This is a genomic window from Curtobacterium sp. VKM Ac-2884 (genome assembly GCF_015350945.1).
Taxonomy (GTDB): Bacteria; Actinomycetota; Actinomycetes; order Actinomycetales; family Microbacteriaceae; genus Curtobacterium.
This window is the reverse complement of sequence record NZ_JADKSA010000003.1, coordinates 497589-515326: the sequence shown is the minus strand read 5'-3', so window position 1 is coordinate 515326 and position 17738 is coordinate 497589. Positions and strand designations below refer to the sequence as shown.

The window sequence follows — 17738 nt, the reverse complement described above, 5'->3', positions numbered from 1 at the left end:
GCTCGGAGCTCCGGGCGCGGGTCGTCTCACTTGACGGCGAGCTTCGACAGGTCGAGTCGTGAGTTGCCGCCGTCGACCGGGAAGCCCGTCACGCCGGAGCGCACGGCGGTGATCTCGGTCGCCGTGTAGAGCCACTCGCCGGCGGCGTCCTCGCTCACGATCTTCGCTGCCTTCCGCAGGGCGTCGACCTTGGCGTCCTCGTCGGTGGCCGCGATCGACTGGGCGTACAGCGACTGCACCTCGGCGTTGTCGTAGCCGAAGTAGTAGTCGGGGTTCGCCCAGTTGCCGAAGTCGCGGGCCTCGACGTGGTCCACCATCGACAGGTCGAAGTCGCGCTCACCCGACTTCGGCGCCTGGAACACCGTCGACAGCCAGGTGGCGAAGTCGACGCGCTTGACGGTCAGGGTGATCCCGACGTCGGCGAGCTGCGACTTGAGCACGTCGCCGATGGTCGCCGGGTAGATGTTCGCGTACGTCAGCGTGAGCTTCAGGTCCTCCTGACCGGCGGCGGCGAGGAGCTGCTTCGCGTTGTCCGGGTCGTACGCGTCGATGTCGGTCAGGTCCTCGTACCCGGGGTCGAGCTCCGGGATCGGGCCGCCCTGCTCGACGCCCGTGCCGCCGATGGCCTTGATGAGGGCCTTCGGGTCGATCGCCTGCCGGATCGCCTGGCGCACCTTCTTGTCGGTGAACGGCGCCTTCTGGTCGTTGAACGCGAGCGTGTACTTGTCGGTCGTCTTGCCGGAGTGCAGCGCGATGTCCGAGTTGCCGTCGAGCTGGCTCTTGAGTGTTCCGTCGACCGGGTTGAGGACGTCGAGGTCCCCGTTCGCCATGGCGTTGACGGCCGTCGACGGGTCGGTGATGTACCGGAAGACGATCTTCGCGACCTTCGCCTTCGTGCCCCAGTAGTCGTCGTTGCGGTCGAAGGTGAGCGAGTCGCCCTGCTTCCAGCTCGCGACCTCGTACGGGCCGGTGCCGTTCGCGGTGTCCGACAGGTCGTTCGTCGCGGCCTTCTCGAGCACCAAGCCGGAGCGGCCGGTCAGGTTCCAGAGCAGGTCCGAGTCGGGCTTCGCCAGCTTGAGCTCGACCACACCGGTCGACGGGGACGTGATCGAGGTGACGCCGGCGAGCTTGGCGGAGTCGACGTAGGTCTCGTTCGACTTGACCTGCTCGAGCGACCAGACGACGTCGGCCGCGGTGACGTCCTTGCCGTCCTGGAAGGTGATGCCGTCGCGCAACGTGAACGTGTAGGTCAGCCCGTCGTCGGAGACCTCGTGCTCGGAGGCCAGCACGTCGCGGATGTCGCCGTCGGCGGTCCGGCCGACGAGCCCCTGGTACACGTTGTCGATGAGCACCTGGTCGAGCGCTGCACCGGACTGCGTGCGGATGTCGAGGCTGGTCGGTTCGAGCACGAGACCGACGCGGACGGTGGCGTCGGCGCCGCCGTCCTCGTTCGACGAGCCGGAGCAGCCGGTCAGCGCGAGGGCGGAGACGACGGCGACCGCGGTGGCGGCGAGGGCAGCACGTCCGAGGCGCGTGGTGCGCGCAGCCCGGGCGGTACGGCGGGACAGGAGCGGACTCATGGGGTGTGGGTTCCTTCCGGACGCGAGGGCGATGGTCACAGCTCGCGCTCGCACGAGGTTACCGGGGGCCGGTACGGTCCCGCGACGGTTCATCGATCCGGTGCAACAATCCGTGACGTGCAGCCCATGCCCGGATCGCCGAAGCCAGTTCGAGGGGCGCTTGGTTCTGCACCGCGTGCCGTGCGGTGACCGTCACGATCTCGGCCTCCGGCAGCCGCTCGGCGAACGCGGCGTGCAGCTTCGGCGAGACGTACCCGCGGTCGCCGCGGACGAGCAGGATCGGCACGCGCAGGGCCTCGAGGTCGGGCCAGGCGTCGGCGAAGCGCCCCACTGAGGACGTGCGGCCGGCGGGCAGGTGCGGGAAGTGGTGGCGCCGCACGAGCGTGCCGTCGTCACCGAGCCGCGTGGTGTGGCGCGCCTCACGCAGCAGCACGTGCCGGTCGTCGCCGACACGTGCCTCGATCGCCCGGTCGACGACCTGGTCCAGGGTGGCGAAGGGCTCCTCGGCCTCGAGCGCCCGGGCGATCCGGTCGACCGCCCGCTGCGCGAAGTCCGGCGACATGTCGACGAGGACGAGCCCGGTCACCCGCTCCGGTGCCGTGGCTGCGAGTCGTGCCGACAGGATCGCGCCGAGGGAGTGCCCGACGACGATCCCCGGCGGGACCTCCAGGGCGTCGAGCGCCGCGAGCACGGTCGGCGCCGTCACGGTCGCCCCGTAGTCCGCGTCGTCCCGCCACGACGACCGGCCGTGGCCGGGCAGGTCGAGGGCGACCGCCGGCTCGCCGACGGCGAGCGCGGTCTGGTCGAAGCTGTGGGCGTCGATGCCGAGCCCGTGCAGGTAGGTGATCCGGGCCTCCCGGTCGCCCCACCGGATGGCGGACGTCTCCTGTCCGTCGGCGGTGCGGACCACCTGCCTGGAGGCGCGGAGCGGCTCCGTCACGCCGCTCGCGCGGGCGAGGGCGGCCAGGTCTGCGAATTCGTCGTCGGGGGCATCGGGCACGGAAGCGATCTTCGCATCGTCCGGGAGTCTGGAGACGTTAGGTAAGGCATGCCATACTCGAATCCGTGGCAACTCGGTACCGCGTCTTCTCCGTCCGTGTGGCAGCGGTCACGTCGCTCACCCCGCACTTCGTCCGGGTGACGTTGACGGGCGATGCCCTGGCGGACTTCTCCTCGGTCGGGCTCGACCAACGGATCAAGGTCGTGCTCCCGCTCGACGGCGTGGGCTTCTCCGAACTGCCCGAGGACGAGGACTGGTACGCCGCCTGGCGTGCGCTGCCGGACGCGGAACGCAACCCGCTGCGCACCTACACCGTCCGCTCGTTCCGGCCAGACGCCCGTGAGCTCGACATCGACTTCGTCGCGCACGGCGACGCCGGACCCGCATCCCGCTGGGTGTCGTCCTGCCGGGTCGGCGACGAACTCCGGATCGTCGGACCCCGCGTGCCGGAGTCGCCCGAGGACCTGCCGACCGGTGCCGCCGAGTTCGCACCCGGGCACGCGAGCCGCATCCTGCTCGCCGGGGACGAGACCGCCGCCCCGGCCATCTGCGCCATCCTCGAGGCGCTCGACGTCTCGACCGTCGGCCACGTCTTCATCGAGGTGCCGACCGACGCCGACCGGCTGCCCGTGTCCGCGCCCGCCGGGGTCGAGGTCCGCTGGATCGCCCGGAACGGTGCGACCCACGGCGTGCGCATGACCGACCAGGTGCACGCGTGGGCGTCGACGGTCGTCGCCGGGGCTGCGTCCGTCGCCGGTTCTCCGTCGGTCGGTTCCCCGTCGGTCGCCGCGGGTCCCGCCTGTGGTGACGGCGTCGAGTTGGCGGACGTCGACGTCGACGAGCAGGTCCTGTGGGACGTGCCGGCCACCGAGGAGTCGCGCCCCGTCTACGCCTGGATCGCGGGCGAGGCCGGCTGCGTCAAGGAGCTCCGACGGCACCTGGTGCGCGGCGTCGGGATCGACCGCAAGCAGGTCGCGTTCATGGGGTACTGGCGGCACGGCAAGGCCGAGAACTGAACGCCGCCGCCGGACTGCCGACCGGCGTGGTCGGGGTCCCGACGACCGCGCTCGGCGTGCGTGGGCTGACGCTCGCGTACGACGACCGCATCGTGGTGGACGGGCTCGACGTGGACGTCCCCGACGGTGAACTGACCGTCATCGTCGGTCCGAACGCGTGCGGCAAGTCGACGCTGCTGAAGTCGTTCGCGCGCACCCTCAAGCCCCGAGCCGGCACGGTGTACCTCGACGGGGCGCCGATCGACTCCTACCGTCCGAAGGCCGTGGCCCGGCGGGTCGGCATGCTGCCCCAGACGCCGATCGCCCCGGACGGCATCACCGTGCGCGACCTGGTGTCCCGCGGGCGGTTCCCACACCAGGACCTGCTGCACCCGTCGTCCGGGTCCGACCGGCGTGCCGTGCAGGCCGCCCTCGAGCAGACGTCGACGGTGGAGCTGGCGGACCGGAGCGTCGACGAGCTCTCCGGCGGGCAGCGGCAGCGGGTGTGGATCGCGATGGTCCTGGCGCAGGAGACCGACATCGTGCTGCTCGACGAGCCGACGACGTTCCTCGACATCGCACACCAGTACGACGTGCTCGAGCTGGCCTCCGCCCTGCACGCCGCGGGTCGGACGGTCGTCGCGGTGCTGCACGACCTGAACCAGGCGGCGCGGTACGCCACCCACGTCATCGCGATGCGCCAGGGGTCGATCGTCGCTGCCGGGCCCCCGGCCGCGGTGCTGACGGCCGACCTCGTCGAGGACGTCTTCGGCCTGCCGTGCGTGGTCGTCCCCGACCCCGAGACCGGCACGCCCCTCATCGTCCCCCGTCGTCCCGCCGCCTGACCCGCCCGCTCGCCCGCCCCCCCCCCGCCCCGAGGTTCCGAAATCTCGGCATCTCACCGCGCATCCGGGCCACCCGTGGAACCTCGGCGCAACGCACGCGGCATGTCGTGGAACCTCGGCGGCAGAGGAGACGCCTCGCTCCCCATCCACCCGTCCCGTCGCGAGTGCTCTCCACGTGCCGCCGAGGCGACTCGCCGAGGTTCCGAGATCTCGGCATCTCGCGCCGCATCCGGGCTACCCGTGGAACCTCGGCGCAACGCACGCGGCATGTCGTGGAACCTCGGCGACAGGGCGACAGGGCGACAGGGCGACCGGGCGACCGGGCGACCGGGCGACCGGGCAACGCAAGGCAACGCAGGGCAGCGCAGCAGGGGAAGAGCCGCGCGCGGGCATCCGTCAGCGGTAGCCGCCGTCCTCCAGCCCCGCCTCGACCTCGAAGCGGTTGCGGAGCGGGTCTCGGCCGGCGACGGCGTACAGCACGGGCATGAGCATGCCGTACCGCCGCCACTGCTCGACGTGCACCCGCTCGTGCCGCAGCACCCGGGGGCCGTCGTTGTCGCGGGTCAGGTACACCGAGCCCACGCAGGTGCCACCGCGACGGAACACCCACCGCGGCAGCCCCGAGCAGACGACGAGCCCGTCGACCACGCGGACGCGACCGGTCGACAGCGGCACGCCGATCGCCAGGCCCACCGCCGTGGCGAACAGCCACCCCACCCGCGACACGGGGGAGTCGAGCAGCGCCCGGCGTGCCAGTCCGCGCATGCTCAGGCCGGGCGACCGTAGGTCTCGAGCAGACGGAGCCAGATCTCGTTCATCGTCGGGTAGGCCGGAACCGCGTGCCAGAGACGGTCGACGGGCACCTCGCCGACGACGGCGATCGTCGCCGCGTGCAGCATCTCGGCGACGTCCTGGCCGACGAAGGTGACGCCCACGACGACCCCACGGTCCTCGTCGACGACCATCTTGGCGCGGCCCGTGTAGCCGTCGGCCTGCAGCGCGGAACCCGCGACGCCGCCGAGGTCGTACTCCACGGCACGGACGTTCAACCCCTGCTCGCGCGCGGCCTTCTCGGTCAGGCCGACGCTCGCGACCTCGGGGTCGGTGAACGTGACCTGCGGGACCGCGGCGTGGTCGGCGGTCGCGACGTGCGCGCCCCACGGTTCGGTGTGCAGCGGCGTGCCCTGGTGCCGGGCGGCGATCGCCTCGCCGGCCGCGCGGGCCTGGTACTTGCCCTGGTGGGTGAGGAGGGCGCGGTGGTTGGCGTCGCCGACGGCGTACAGCCAGTCGGTGCCGTGCACGAGCATCGTGTCGTCGACCTCGAGCCAGTCGCCGGCGGTGAGCCCGACGGACTCGAGCCCGAGGTCGGCGGTGTGCGGGGTGCGGCCGGTGGCGGCCAGCACCTCGCTCGTGATGACGGTCGTGTCGTCGTCGAGCGTGGTGGTGACCAGACCGTGCTCGTCGCGGTCGACCCGCACGGGGTTCACCCCGGTGCGGACGTCGACGCCGAGCTCGCGGAGGGCATCGGTGACGAGTTCGCCGGCGAACGGCTCCATGCCGCCGAGCAGTCCGTGCCGGGCGACGAGGGTGACCTTCGCGCCGAGGGATGCCCAGGCGGTGGCGAGCTCGGAGCCGGCGACACCGCCACCGATCACGAGCAGGCTCTCCGGCACCTGCTGGGCGCTGGTGCCCTCGCGGGTGCCCCACGGCTGCGCCTCGGCGAGACCCGGCACGTCCGGCAGTGCGTGCAGCGACCCGGTCACGACGGCGACGGCGGCACGGGCGGTGTGCGTCTCGCCGCCGACCTCGATCGTCTTCTCGCCGGTGATGCGGGCGTGGCCGCGGATCAGGGCGATGTCGGCGGACTCGAGCCAGGACACCTGACCGTCGTCCTTCCAGTCCGAGGTGAACGAGTTGCGGCGCGCGAGCACGTGGGCGGCGTCGAGTTCGCCGGTGACGGCCTGCTTCGCGCCGTCGAGCCGCTTCGCCGCTGCCAGGGCGTGGCCGCTGCGCAGCAGTGCCTTCGACGGCATGCACGCCCAGTAGGAGCACTCGCCGCCGACCAGTTCGGACTCCACGATCGCGACCGCCAGGCCGCGCTTGTGGGCGTAGTCCGCCACGTTCTCGCCGACTGCGCCGGCGCCGATCACGATGAGGTCGTAGTCCGTCATGAGGCCGAGCGTACGCGGACCGGCATGGGGCGCGCCCGGCGCGCCGGGTCGCTTCTCAGGCCACCCGGGAGGCGCTGGTCAACGCTCCGACGACGCGCAGGATCACGCCGAGGTCGTCCACTGCCCGCTCCGGGTCGACGGGAGCGAAGCCGGTGAGCGCGGCGCCGGCCAGGCGGCGGCCGCGGGTCGCGGCCTGGATCCGCTCGACCAGTCCCGCGCCGTCGAGTCCGAACGGCACCGGCTCGAGCAGGCCGTCGACCTCGGACGGGTCGAGGACGTCGAGGTCGACGTGCACGAACACCGAGGTCGCTCCGGTGGCGTCGACGGCGGCGGCGAGGGCCTCCGGGGTCGCGGCGTCGACGTCCAGCCGGGTGATCCCGGCACGGTCGAGGGCGGCGTCCTCGGCGTCGTCGAGCCCGCGGACGCCCGCGACAACGACCGACGAGGCGGGGAGCACCGGCAGCGCGGGGAACAGCTCGTCGGCGCGGTCGACCAGGATCCGCAGGGCCGCGGTCTCGGCGGCGACGGGCTGGGCGCGGTTGAGTGCGCGGTACCCGCTGGACCCGGCGATGCGGACGAACGCGGTGTCCGGTCCGAGGCCGACGGTCGCGCCGAGGACGCTCGCACCGTCCCCGCCGACGACGAGGACCGGTTCGCTGGCGACGCCGGTCTCCTCGGCCACGCGGTCGGCGACGGCGAGCACGGAGGTGTAGCGGGCGACGGCCGTCTCGAGCCGGTCGCCCGCGCCGGCGGGGACGTCGACCACGGTGGTGGACGCACGGGGGAGGTCGGCCGCGATCGCGGTCGCTCCGTCCCCGAGGCGCATCGCGCGCGACGACGCCGAACCCTGCCACTGACCGACCACGAGGAACTGCATCGTCTCAGTCTGTCAGCTGGGGTCCGGCGTCGTCCGGGAAGGTCGTCCGGGAACGTCAGAGGCTCGACGAGCCGCCGGACTTCAGCGCGGCGAGTCGCGCCTCGACCTCGGCGTCCTTGCCGACGTCCTCGAGGCTCTCGAACTGGGCGTCGAGGCTCGACGACTGCAGCTCCTGCTGCCCGAGGACCTTGGCCTCTTCGCGACGGACCTTCTCCTCGAAGCGACCGAGGTCGCTCGTCGGGTCGAGCACGTCGATGTTGCCGAGGGCGTCGTTGACCTTGGACTGTGCCTCGGCCGTCTTCGAGCGGGCGACGAGGTTGTCGCGCTTCGCACGGAGCTCCTCGAGCTTCTGCTCCATGCCGGCGAGCCCGGTCTTGAGCTTCTCGACCGCTTCGTTCTGCGAGGCGAGGTTCGGCTCGGCGTCCTTGACCTCCTGCTCGGCCGCGATCTGCTTGCCGATCGCGATCTTGGCGAGGTTGTCGAACTTGTCCGCCTCGGCCGTCTTGCCCTCGGCGCGGTACTTGTCCGCGGCGGTGGAGGCGTTGGCGGCCTTCTGGCCCCACTCGGACGAGGCGCGCTTGTCCTCTTCGTGGTCCTGCTCGAGCAGCCGCACGTTGCCGATCGTCTGCGCGATCGCCGTCTTCGCGTCGGCGATGTTGTTCGTGTAGTCACGCACGAGCTGGTCCAGCATCTTCTGCGGGTCCTCGGCGTTGTCGATGAGCTGGTTGATGTTCGCCCGCACGAGGGTGGAGATGCGGCCGAAGATCGTCTGCTTTGCCATTGCTGTTCCCTTTCCTGGAAGGTCTGACGTGGTGTGTCTGGTCTGTCGGGTTCTGGGCTGTCGGGTGTGTGGTCTGGTCGTCGGGTGGAACGGCCTCAGAAGCGGCCGCCGCCGGAGAACCCGCCGCCTCCGCCGCCTCCGCCGCCTCCGCCGAAACCGCCTCCGCCGAAACCGCCCCCGCCGCCGAAGCCCCCGCCGCCCCCGAAGGAGCCGCCGCCGAAGCTGCCGCCGCGACCGCCGAGCAGGCCGCCGAGCACGATGCCGGTGACGAGGCCGCCGAGCTGGGCGCCGTTGCCGCCCCCACCGCCGAAGCCGCCGCCGCCGCCCCAGCCGCCCATGTCGTCGTTGGCCGAGTCCATCGCCGCGGCGGCGTACTGCTCGGCCGCCCGTGCAGCCTGCAGTGCCTGTCCGGGGTCGGTGGTGGCGAGCTGCACGGCGTCGTCGAGGGCGCGTTCGGCCTCGGACAGGCGGGTGCGGGCGGTCGGTCCGATGCCGCCACGGTGCAGCGAGATGTACTCACGCGCCTGGCTGATCCGGTTCCGGGCGTCGCGCAGGGCGTCGTCGAGGGCGCGGGACGCCCGGCGCTGCTGCTCTTCGGCACCTCGGGCGGCCGCGATGGCCTGGTCGATCTCGGTGTTCGCCTTCGTGAGGGCGTCGACCGCGGTGATCGGGTCCTTCGGGTCGAACCCCTGCCGCAGCACGGTCTGCGCCCGGGTCACGGCCGCGGCGAGGTCGGGCCCGCCCACGGTGAGGGTCCGGGCCGCGGCGACGTCGCCCTCGATGTCGATGCGCATCGCCTCGGCGCGTGCGGTGGCTTCGGTGAAGGTGCCCTCGGCCGCGACCGCGCTGTTCGTGAGTTGCTGCACCTGGGCCAGGGCGTGCTGGGCGTCGCGCACGGCGACCACCGCTTCGCCCTTGTCGCCGGCCGCGATCGCCGCGGTGGCCGCGTTCGAGCGCTCGGTGGCGTAGGCGAGCACCTGGTGTGCCTGGTCGACGTTGTCGGCGACGGTCGCGAGGGTGCGGCCGGTGTAGTCCGCTCGGACGCGGTCGAGCGCGGCTGCCGCTGCGCCGACCGACGCCGGTGCTTCCGCGACGGCCTGGGCCAGTGCGGCGGCTGCTTCCTCGACGCCGTCTTCGAGCGACCGGAGCTTGTCGAACGACTCGGTCTGTTCCTCGATCGACGCGTGCGCCTGCTGGCAGATCGCGATGATCTGGTTCGCCCAGTCGGCACGCTGCTGGGGGGAGTCCGGGATCTCGTCGTCGAGCTGCTGCCGGAGCGTGAAGGCCTTGCGCACGGCCTGCTGCGCAGCGGCGACGGCGTCGGCGAACGGTTTCGCTGCGTCGGGACCGAACTGGGCCGTGGCGAACCCGACCTCCTGCTCGGCGGTGCGGAGCTCGTCGTCGATCGTCACGAGCGCGCCGCCGGCGGTGCGCTCGAGGTCGGCGAGGGACTCCTGCTGCGCCTGGGTGGCCGCTGCGGTCTTCCGCTTGTTGCGGGTGCGGATGACGAGCACGACGACGATCAAGCCGACGACGATGACGAGCAACAGGATCCAGAGCCAGGTCAGGTTCGGCGGCGCCTGGGTGTCCGTCAGCCCGTTCGCGAACGCGACGGCCGCGCCGGACCAGTCGCCCTGCTTCAGCGCGGGGAGCAACGAGTCGTTCACGGCGCTCTGCACGTCGGACTCGGAGATGGCGGTCTCGTTCGTCTGCTGCACGTCGTAGTTGCGGTCGTCGACCGCGACCGACAGCAGGATGCCGTCGGTGTCGATCTGGTTCTGCTCCATGACCGCGGAGCCCCACGCGGTGTGGTCCGTCGGATCGGTGAACGTCGGCACGAACACGACGTACAGCTGCGTCTGGGTCTCGGCGTACAGGTCCTGCACCGCCTGTTCGACCTGCGCCTGCTGCGAGGAGCTGAGGGCGTCGGCTTCGTCGAGGACGTACGCCCCGCCCAGGTCGACGGGTGCCGTGGCCTGCGCGGTCGCCGCCGGAGCCAGGACGATCAGCATCGCCACGACTGCTGCCGTGACACGACCCCAGAGTCGCGCTGTCCCCCGTTCCGTCCTCGACCCGCTTGTGCCCGATCCGCGCTGGACCGTTCGCATCCGTCCTCCGTCCGTCACCGGTCGGCGCCGTCGGCGCCGTCCCGAACCGCGCCCTGAGAGCGCCGTCGCCCGGAGTCTATCCACGGCACGCACGCGTCGGACGGACTCTCGGCGAACACTGTGGACAAGCCGATCCATGGGTGTCTTGTCCCCCGGAGCGGGGTAGGCTGACGCCACTGTTCGACGACGAACGGAAGGGAACAGCAATGGAGCGAACCACGAGTACCGAGGTCGTCCCGCTCGAGGACGGCTACCACCGCGTCTCGACGCCGGCGACCGGCGTGATCGGCTTCGTGCGCGAGCACGACGGCCGCTACGAAGTCCTGCGCGGACGCGTCCGCCAGGCGACCCGGTCCGAGGGTCTCTACAGCACGATGAACGTCGCACTGATCGCACTGACCCACGCGTAGCGACCACGGCCCTGGGCCGGCCACCCGCGCACCGTAGGCTGCGTGCGTGGGTGAGTCGGGCCTCCAGGCCGTCGTGGTGACGCTGTGCGCGGCGGGTCCGGACCGCGCGGCCGACCGGGAGGCCCTGTTCGCCGCCGTCGCGTCGGCTGCGGGCGTCGAGACGGCTGCCGTGCGCGCGGGGCGCGTCTGCCCACAGTGTGCCGGGACCGACCACGGTCGTCCCTGGGCCACGGTGCACGGCACCGCGTTCGGCGTCAGCCTGTCGCGCACGACCGGTGTGCTCGCGGTCGCGGTCGCGCCGGGCACGGTCGGCGTCGACCTCGAGCGGGTGTCCCGCGTCGACGCAGCGCCCCTCGACGTCTTCACGCCCGGCGAACGCGAGCGCTCGGCCGGTGATGCCGACTTGCTCGCGGCCTGCTGGGCGGCGAAGGAGGCCGTGCTGAAGCGCGACGGCCGGGGCCTCCGCGTCGACCCGCAGGCCGTGGACGTCAACGTCGTCGACGGCACCGCGCGGTTCGAGGGGCGAGACCACCCGGTGTCGGTCCACCGGCCGGCCCCCGACCTGGTGCTCGTCGTCGCGGCCGGCGGGTTGCCCGTGGTGGTCGAGGGGTCGCTCAGCGGGGGAGTGTGAGCACCTCGGCGCCGTCCTCGGTGATCGCGATGGTGTGCTCGGTGTGGGCCGTCCGGGCTCCCGTGGCACTGCGGAGCGTCCAGCCGTCGGCATCGGTGACGAGCACGTCGGTGTCCGCCATCACCCACGGTTCGAGCGCGAGCAGGAGGCCGGGCCGGAGCGTGTACCCGCGGCCCGCGCGGCCCGTGTTCGACACGTGCGGGTCCTGGTGCATGGTCGAGCCGATGCCGTGGCCGCCGAACTCGACGTTGACCGGGTAGCCCGCGCTCTCGAGCACGGTCCCGATGGCGTGCGAGAGGTCCCCGATGCGCGCACCTGGTCCGGCGGCGGCGATCCCGGCGGCCAGGGCGCGCTCGGTCGCGTCGATGAGGGCGAGGTCCTCGGCGCGGGGGGTGCCGACGACGAAGCTCACGGCGGCGTCCGCGGCGATGCCGTCCAGCGACACCGCGAGGTCGAGGGTGAGCAGGTCACCGTCGACCAGGGCCCGGTCGTGCGGCAGCCCGTGCAGCACGGCGTCGTTCACGGCGGTGCAGATGTGGTGGCCGAACGGACCGCGGCCGAACGACGGTGCGTAGTCGACGTAGCAGGAGTCCGCGCCGGCGTCCTCGATCATCTGCTTCGCCCACCGGTCGATCTCGAGCAGGTTGGTGCCCACGCGGGTGCGTTCGCGCAGGGTCTGCAGGATGGTGCCGACGAGGGCTCCGGTGGCACGGGCCTTGTCGACCTCGGCGGGCGTCAGGATCTCGATCACGCGGATGATCATACCGGTATTACTATATGGGGATGGTCCGTCTCCCGCTCCGCCCCGACGAGGTCGCGCGCGGCCGCCGTCTCGGCGCCCTGCTCCGCCGCGCACGTGGCCCAAGGTCGATCGTCGACACCGCCCTCGCGGCCGGGATCTCGCCCGAGACGCTCCGCAAGATCGAGACCGGACGGATCGCGACGCCGGCGTTCTCGACCATCGCGTCCGTCGCCGGCGTGGTCGGGCTGTCGCTCGACGCGGTGTGGTCCGAGGTCAGCTGCGACCCGGCGGACGACGGCGAACTCGCCGGTTAGCCGACCGGCAGCGGCGGAACCGGTGCCTCGTCGATCCACGGGCCGGTGACCGCCCGGACGGCCTCGACGTCACGGCCGGCGGCGTCCGCGAAGGCCTCGAGCACGTCGGGCACCGTCACCGAACCGTGCCGGTGCCGTTCGGAGATGCTGCGCAGCCCGGCGGAGAACGCGTCGTCGCCGAACGTGCGGCGGACGGCGTGCAGGGCGAGGGCCCCGCGCTTGTAGACCCGGTCGTCGAACATGTCCTTCGCGCCGGGGTCACCGACGACGAGGTCCTCGGGCTGGTCGAGGAGCCCCTGCCGGTACTGCGCCGCGAGCACGTCGGCGGTGTCGCCGCCGTGGTGCTCGGACCACAACCACTCGGCGTAACAGGCGAACCCCTCGTGCAGCCAGATGTCCTGCCAGCGGGTGACCGTCACCGAGTTGCCGAACCACTGGTGCGCGAGCTCGTGCGCGATGAGCCGGTCGGTGCCGTGCTCGCCGTCGACGTGGTTCCGGCCGAACACCGCCAGCCCGTGGGCCTCGAGGGGGATCTCGAGCTCGTCGTCGGTGACCACGACGCTGTACGCCGCGAACGGGTACGGGCCGAAGCGGTCCGAGAACAGCGCGAGCATCTCCGGCACCTGCCCGAAGTCGGTCTTCGCGGCGGCCGCCAGGTCGGCGGGGTGGTGCAGGGTCACGGGGACGACGGCGCCGCGGAGCCTCGTCGTGCGGTACCGCCCGATCTGCACCGTCGCCAGGTACGTCGCCATCGGCTCGGTGGTGGCGTACGTCCACCTGGTGCCGATGCGGTCGCGTTCCTTGCCGAGCAGTTCACCGTTCGCCAGGACGTCGTACGCGGCCTCGGCGGCGATCTCGAACCGGTAGGTCGCCTTGTCGTCCGGTCGGTCGTTGCACGGGAACCACGAGGGTGCCCCCGTCGGCTGGGCCGCGACGATGACGCCGTCGGTGAGTTCCTCCCACCCGACCTGGCCCCAGGCGCTGCGGACGGGGCGCGGGTTGCCGCGGTACCGCAGGTGCACGGTGAACGTGGCGTCGGCCGCGATCGGCGACGCCGGGGTCACGGTGACCTTGTGCACCGCCTTCGAGACCTTCTTCGCGCGGGTGCCGTCGACGTCGGCCCGCTCGACGCTCAGGCCGTGCAGGTCGATGACGATCCGGTCGAGGGGTTCGTGGGCGCGGGCGGTGATCGTCGCCGTGCCGTCGAGGCGGTTCGTCGCGACGCGGTAGTCGAGGCGGAGGTCGTAGTGCTCGGCGCTCCAGCGTCGGTCTCCGCTGTGCGGGGTGTACGGGTCGGCAGCGGGGGTGTTCGGCACGGTCCCAGTCAACCCCATGGCGCCGGTCAGTCCGCCACGGTGGCCGGTTCGGCTGTCCACGGAGCGATGGGGTTGCCGGACCAGCGGGACCCGGTGGGCACCTGCTCACCGCGCATCACGAGCGAGGCCGGACCCACCGTGGCGCCTGTGCCGATGCCGGCGGCGGGCAGGACGACGCTGTGCGGCCCGAGGGTCGCACCGGCGTCGAGCCGCACGGTGTCGAGCTGCATCACCCGGTCGTGGAACAGGTGGGTCTGCACGACGGTCCCGCGCGCCACCGAGGCGCCGGCCCCGATCGCGACGAGGTCGGCCTCGGGCAGCCAGTAGGTCTCGAGCCAGGTACCGCGGCCGATCGTCGCGCCGAGGCTCCGCAGCCACGCCGCCAGGGCCGGGGTGCCCGTGGCCTGCTCGGCGAACCACGGACGGGCGACCGTCTCGACGAAGGTGTCCTGCACCTCGTTGCGCCACACGAACGACGACCACAGCGGGTGCTCCCGAGCGGTGATCCGGCCGACGAACGCCCACTTCGCGATCGTCGACACCACGGCGGCGACGGCCCCGGCGACGATGAGCACCGGTCCGGCGAGCAGCACCGTCCACCCGACGCCGACCGCCGACCACAGGGCGAGCAGGGTGCCCGCCACCCCGAGGGCGATCGCAGCGGACACCATCGGCGCCACGAGCCGCAGCAGCTCCCAGCAACCGCGGGCGACCTTGAGCCGGGTGGGCGGACGGAAGGTGCGCTCCTCGTCGAACTGCGTCGCCGCACGGCGCAGCCGCACCGGGGGCGAGCCGAGCCACGACGACCCGCGCTTGGCCTTCTTCGGCACGGCGGACAGCACCGCCACCAGTGCCTCGCGCGGGACGGAGCGTCCGGCGCCCGTCATCCCGCTGTTGCCGAGGAACGCCCGCCGCCCGACCTTCGACCGGCCGATCCGCACCCGGCCACCACCGAGCTCGTACGTCGCGACCATGGTGTCGTCGGCCAGGAAGGCACCGGACGCGATCTGCGTCAGCGCGGGGATGAGCAGGACCGTCGAGATCTCCGTGTTCCGGCCGACCTTCGCCCCGAGCAGCCGCAGCCACACGGGCGTCACGAGCGAGGCGTACAGCGGGAACAGCAGCGTCCGCGCCGCGTCCAGTACCCGCTCCGTCGACCAGGCCTGCCAGCCGATCCGTGAACGCACGGGGTGGCGACCCTCGTGCAGCCCGATGCCGAGCAACCGCACCGACCCGACCACGAGCAGGGCGTACACGGCCCCGGCGACGACGGTGGCGAGCGGCACCGTGGCGAGGGCGCGCAGCAGCGCGTCGCCGAGCGACGACGCGCGCCCGACCAGGGCGACCGCGACCAGCAGCCCGACCGCGACACCGATCACCGGCAACCCGGCCACGGCCACGGAGCCGGCCCCGTACGCCAGCAGCCAGCGTCGGCGTGACGGGGGACGGGCCTCCCGGCCGTGCCTGGCCGACCCGACGCGTTCGGCGGGCGAACCCGCCCAGCGCTGACCGGCGGGCACCCGGCCGGCGACGGCCGAGCCGGCCTCGACCTCGGCGCCCGCGCCCACGTGCGCACCGGGCAGCAGCGTGGTGCGGCTGTGCACGACGGCGTCGTCGTCCACACGGACCCGGCCGAGCCGGAACACGTCACCGTCCACCCAGTGCCCCGCGAGGTCCACCTCGGGCTCGATCGACGCACGCTTGCCGATCGTGAGCATCCCGGTGACCGGCGGGAGCGTGTGCAGGTCGACGTCCGTGCCGATCCGCGCACCGAGCGCACGGGCGTAGTAGCTGATCCACGGCGCCCCGGCGGTCGAGGGACCGTCGACCGCCTCGGCGATCCGCTCCGCCAGCCAGACCCGCAGGTGCACCGAGCCGCCCCGGGGGTGGTCGCCCGGCCGGACCCCGACGAGCAGCAGCCGAGCCAGCACGACCGTGAGCGCCATCTTGCCGATCGGCGTCACGAACACCAGCAGCGCGACGACGAGCGCCGGCCAGGGGAGCACCGGCAGGAACGGCAGCGTCGTCGCGTGCAGCACCGCGGCGACCAGCGCCGTCCAGGTCAGGACCCGCAACCCGCGCAGCACCTGCACCGGCAAGCCCAGCAGTGTCATCGCGAGCCCCGTCGTCGGCGGGACCGGCGTCACGTCGCGCGATGCGGCCGCCACCGGACCGGACTCGTCCAACGCGGCCGCCAGCGCGCCGATGCGCGGGTGGTCGTAGACGTCGGCGACGGTCGTCGTCGGGAACCGCTCCCGGATCGCGGACACCAGCTGCGCCGCCGTCAGCGACCCGCCACCGTGCGCGAAGAAGTCGTCGTCGACGCTCGACACCGGCACCCCGAGGACCGCCGCCCAGCGCTCCGCGATCCACGCCACCGTGTCCGGCAGCATCGCGGCGTCGGTCGCCCCGGGCAACGGCCACGGCAGCGCAGCACGGTCGACCTTGCCCGACGTCCGCGTCGGCAACGAGTCCACCACGGCGACGAGCGGGACGAGCGCAGCGGGCAGCTCCTGCCGCAACCGGGCGTTCGCAGCCGCGACGTCCACCGTGGCACCCGCCACCGGCGCCACGTACCCCACCAGCACCTGGTTGCCCGCCGGGGTCCGCTGCACCACGGCCGCACCACCGGCCACGTCGTCGAGCGCCTGCAGCGCCGCGTCGATCTCCCCGAGCTCGATGCGCCGACCACCGAGCTTCACCTGGTCGTCCGCACGCCCCTGGAACACGAGCCCCTCGGGGTCGTAGCGCACCAGGTCACCACTCCGGTACGCCCGGTCCCACCCGAGCTCCGGGAACGGCGCGTACTTCTCCGCGTCCTTCGCCGGGTCCAGGTACCGCCCCAACCCGACACCACCGATCACGAGCTCACCGACCCCGCCCGGCTCCACCCGCTGCCCGGCACCGTCCACGACCGCCAGGTCCCACCCGTCCAGCGGCAGCCCGATCCGGATCGGCTGTCCGCCGTCGAGCAGCGACCCGCACGCCACCACCGTCGCCTCCGTCGGACCGTACGTGTTCCACACCTCACGGTCGCGACTCGCGATCCGCGCCGCCAGCTCCGGCGGGCACGCCTCACCACCGAAGATGACCAGCCGCACCTGCTCCAACGCATCGTCCGGCCACAGCGCCGCGAGCGTCGGCACCGTCGACACCACCGTGATCGTGTGCGCGATCAACCACGGCCCGAGGTCCACCCCCGTCCGCACCAACGACCGCGGCGCCGGCACCAACGCAGCACCGTGCCCCCACGCCAGCCACATCTCCTCGCACGACGCATCGAACGCCACACTCAGCCCCGCCAGCACCCGGTCACCGGGACCGATCGGCGCCGCCTGCAGGAACATCCGCGCCTCGGCGTCCACGAACGCCGCAGCACTGCGGTGCGTCACGGCCACGCCCTTCGGCACGCCGGTCGACCCCGAGGTGAAGATGATCCACGCGTCGTCGTCCAGGTGAGGGAGTGCGGCGCTCGCCGTGGGGTCCGTCACGGGCAGCTCGCCGCCGTCGCGGTCGCGCAGGACGCCGCCGGCCCCGATGATGCCGACGACGCCGGCCTCGCCGAACACGAGGGTCGCGCGTTCCTCGGGGTCGTCGGCGTCGACGGGCACGTAGGCGGCTCCGGCGGCGAGGACCGCGAGGATCGACAGGTACAGGTCACGCCCGCCGGAGGGGATCCGCACCCCGACCCGGTCGCCCCGGCGGACGCCGCGACGGGCGAGGTCGTCGGCCTGCGCGCGCACCAGGTCGAGCAGGGCGGCGTAGTCGACGGTGCCCGCGGGGTCCTCGAGCGCGGTGGCGGTGGGGTGGGTGGCCGCCGTCGCCGCGAGGACGTCGAACAGGGTCCGTGGTGCGGGGGCATGCCCGCCCCGTGCGAGTTCGAGCTGCGCGTTCCCGGTGCCGGTGGTCATCGGTTCCCTCTTCCCGGTCGCGTGCAGGACGACCGGCCCGTGATCCTAGGGGGTGCA

15 protein-coding genes are annotated in these 17738 nt (G+C 72.9%); 5 read left to right on the top strand and 10 right to left on the bottom strand.

From position 1 onward, the window contains the following. Positions 1-26: 26 nt before the first annotated feature. A complete protein-coding gene (locus tag ITJ60_RS10725) occupies positions 27-1580 on the bottom strand; it encodes an ABC transporter substrate-binding protein (RefSeq protein WP_194647886.1) in 1554 nt (517 codons plus the stop codon). 58 nt (positions 1581-1638) lie between these two features. Next, entirely contained in the window at positions 1639-2580 is a 942-nt protein-coding gene (locus ITJ60_RS10720; protein WP_194647885.1) for an alpha/beta fold hydrolase, read from the bottom strand. 65 nt (positions 2581-2645) lie between these two features. Between ITJ60_RS10720 and ITJ60_RS10715 the strand changes: the two genes are divergently transcribed. Together ITJ60_RS10715 and ITJ60_RS10710 are read left to right on the top strand one after the other, a co-directional pair. Beyond that, entirely contained in the window at positions 2646-3596 is a 951-nt protein-coding gene (locus ITJ60_RS10715; protein WP_323749152.1) for a siderophore-interacting protein, read from the top strand. 26 nt (positions 3597-3622) lie between these two features. Further along, positions 3623-4420 carry an ABC transporter ATP-binding protein gene (locus tag ITJ60_RS10710; protein WP_243650039.1) on the top strand — a complete coding sequence of 266 codons (798 nt, stop codon included), beginning with the start codon at positions 3623-3625 and terminating at the stop codon, positions 4418-4420. Between the two features lie 396 nt (positions 4421-4816). Here the strand turns inward: ITJ60_RS10710 and ITJ60_RS10705 are convergent, their stop codons facing one another. From ITJ60_RS10705 to ITJ60_RS19155, 5 genes are all read right to left on the bottom strand, one after another. After that, positions 4817-5185 carry a Fe-S oxidoreductase gene (locus ITJ60_RS10705; protein ID WP_123294261.1) on the bottom strand — a complete coding sequence of 123 codons (369 nt, stop codon included), beginning with the start codon at positions 5183-5185 and terminating at the stop codon, positions 4817-4819. Between the two features lie 2 nt (positions 5186-5187). Continuing rightward, on the bottom strand, positions 5188-6591 hold the full coding sequence (locus ITJ60_RS10700; RefSeq protein WP_194647884.1) for a dihydrolipoyl dehydrogenase family protein: 1404 nt from the start codon (positions 6589-6591) through the stop codon (positions 5188-5190). 55 nt (positions 6592-6646) lie between these two features. Beyond that, complete coding sequence (locus tag ITJ60_RS10695; protein WP_123294263.1) at positions 6647-7468, bottom strand: arginase family protein; 822 nt, start codon at positions 7466-7468, stop codon at positions 6647-6649. 55 nt (positions 7469-7523) lie between these two features. Further along, complete coding sequence (locus ITJ60_RS10690; protein WP_123294264.1) at positions 7524-8249, bottom strand: PspA/IM30 family protein; 726 nt, start codon at positions 8247-8249, stop codon at positions 7524-7526. A gap of 95 nt (positions 8250-8344) precedes the next feature. Then, complete coding sequence (locus ITJ60_RS19155; RefSeq protein ID WP_267238212.1) at positions 8345-10261, bottom strand: TPM domain-containing protein; 1917 nt, start codon at positions 10259-10261, stop codon at positions 8345-8347. A 302-nt stretch (positions 10262-10563) separates the two neighbouring features. Here ITJ60_RS19155 and ITJ60_RS10680 point away from each other — a divergent pair, with 302 nt between their 5' ends. After that, a complete protein-coding gene (locus ITJ60_RS10680; RefSeq protein ID WP_071255966.1) occupies positions 10564-10767 on the top strand; it encodes a hypothetical protein in 204 nt (67 codons plus the stop codon). 46 nt (positions 10768-10813) lie between these two features. Continuing rightward, on the top strand, positions 10814-11398 hold the full coding sequence (locus ITJ60_RS19320; protein ID WP_194647882.1) for a 4'-phosphopantetheinyl transferase family protein: 585 nt from the start codon (positions 10814-10816) through the stop codon (positions 11396-11398). Here ITJ60_RS19320 and map read toward each other — a convergent pair. Then, positions 11382-12149, bottom strand: a complete 768-nt coding sequence (gene map, locus ITJ60_RS10670) for a type I methionyl aminopeptidase (protein ID WP_194648021.1) — start codon at positions 12147-12149, stop codon at positions 11382-11384. The two genes, ITJ60_RS19320 and map, sit on opposite strands and share 17 nt — an antisense overlap. A gap of 32 nt (positions 12150-12181) precedes the next feature. Between map and ITJ60_RS10665 the strand changes: the two genes are divergently transcribed. After that, positions 12182-12454 (top strand): helix-turn-helix domain-containing protein, encoded by a 273-nt coding sequence (locus ITJ60_RS10665; protein WP_194647881.1) that lies wholly within the window; start codon positions 12182-12184, stop codon positions 12452-12454. On the opposite strand, the gene ITJ60_RS10660 is transcribed toward ITJ60_RS10665, so the two are convergent. Next, positions 12451-13770 (bottom strand): M1 family metallopeptidase, encoded by a 1320-nt coding sequence (locus tag ITJ60_RS10660; RefSeq protein ID WP_323749151.1) that lies wholly within the window; start codon positions 13768-13770, stop codon positions 12451-12453. The genes ITJ60_RS10665 and ITJ60_RS10660 overlap by 4 nt on opposite strands. A 26-nt stretch (positions 13771-13796) precedes the next feature. Continuing rightward, positions 13797-17681, bottom strand: coding sequence for a Pls/PosA family non-ribosomal peptide synthetase (locus ITJ60_RS10655; RefSeq protein WP_194647880.1), 3885 nt, complete (start codon positions 17679-17681; stop codon positions 13797-13799). Between the last annotated feature and the right edge of the window lie 57 nt (positions 17682-17738).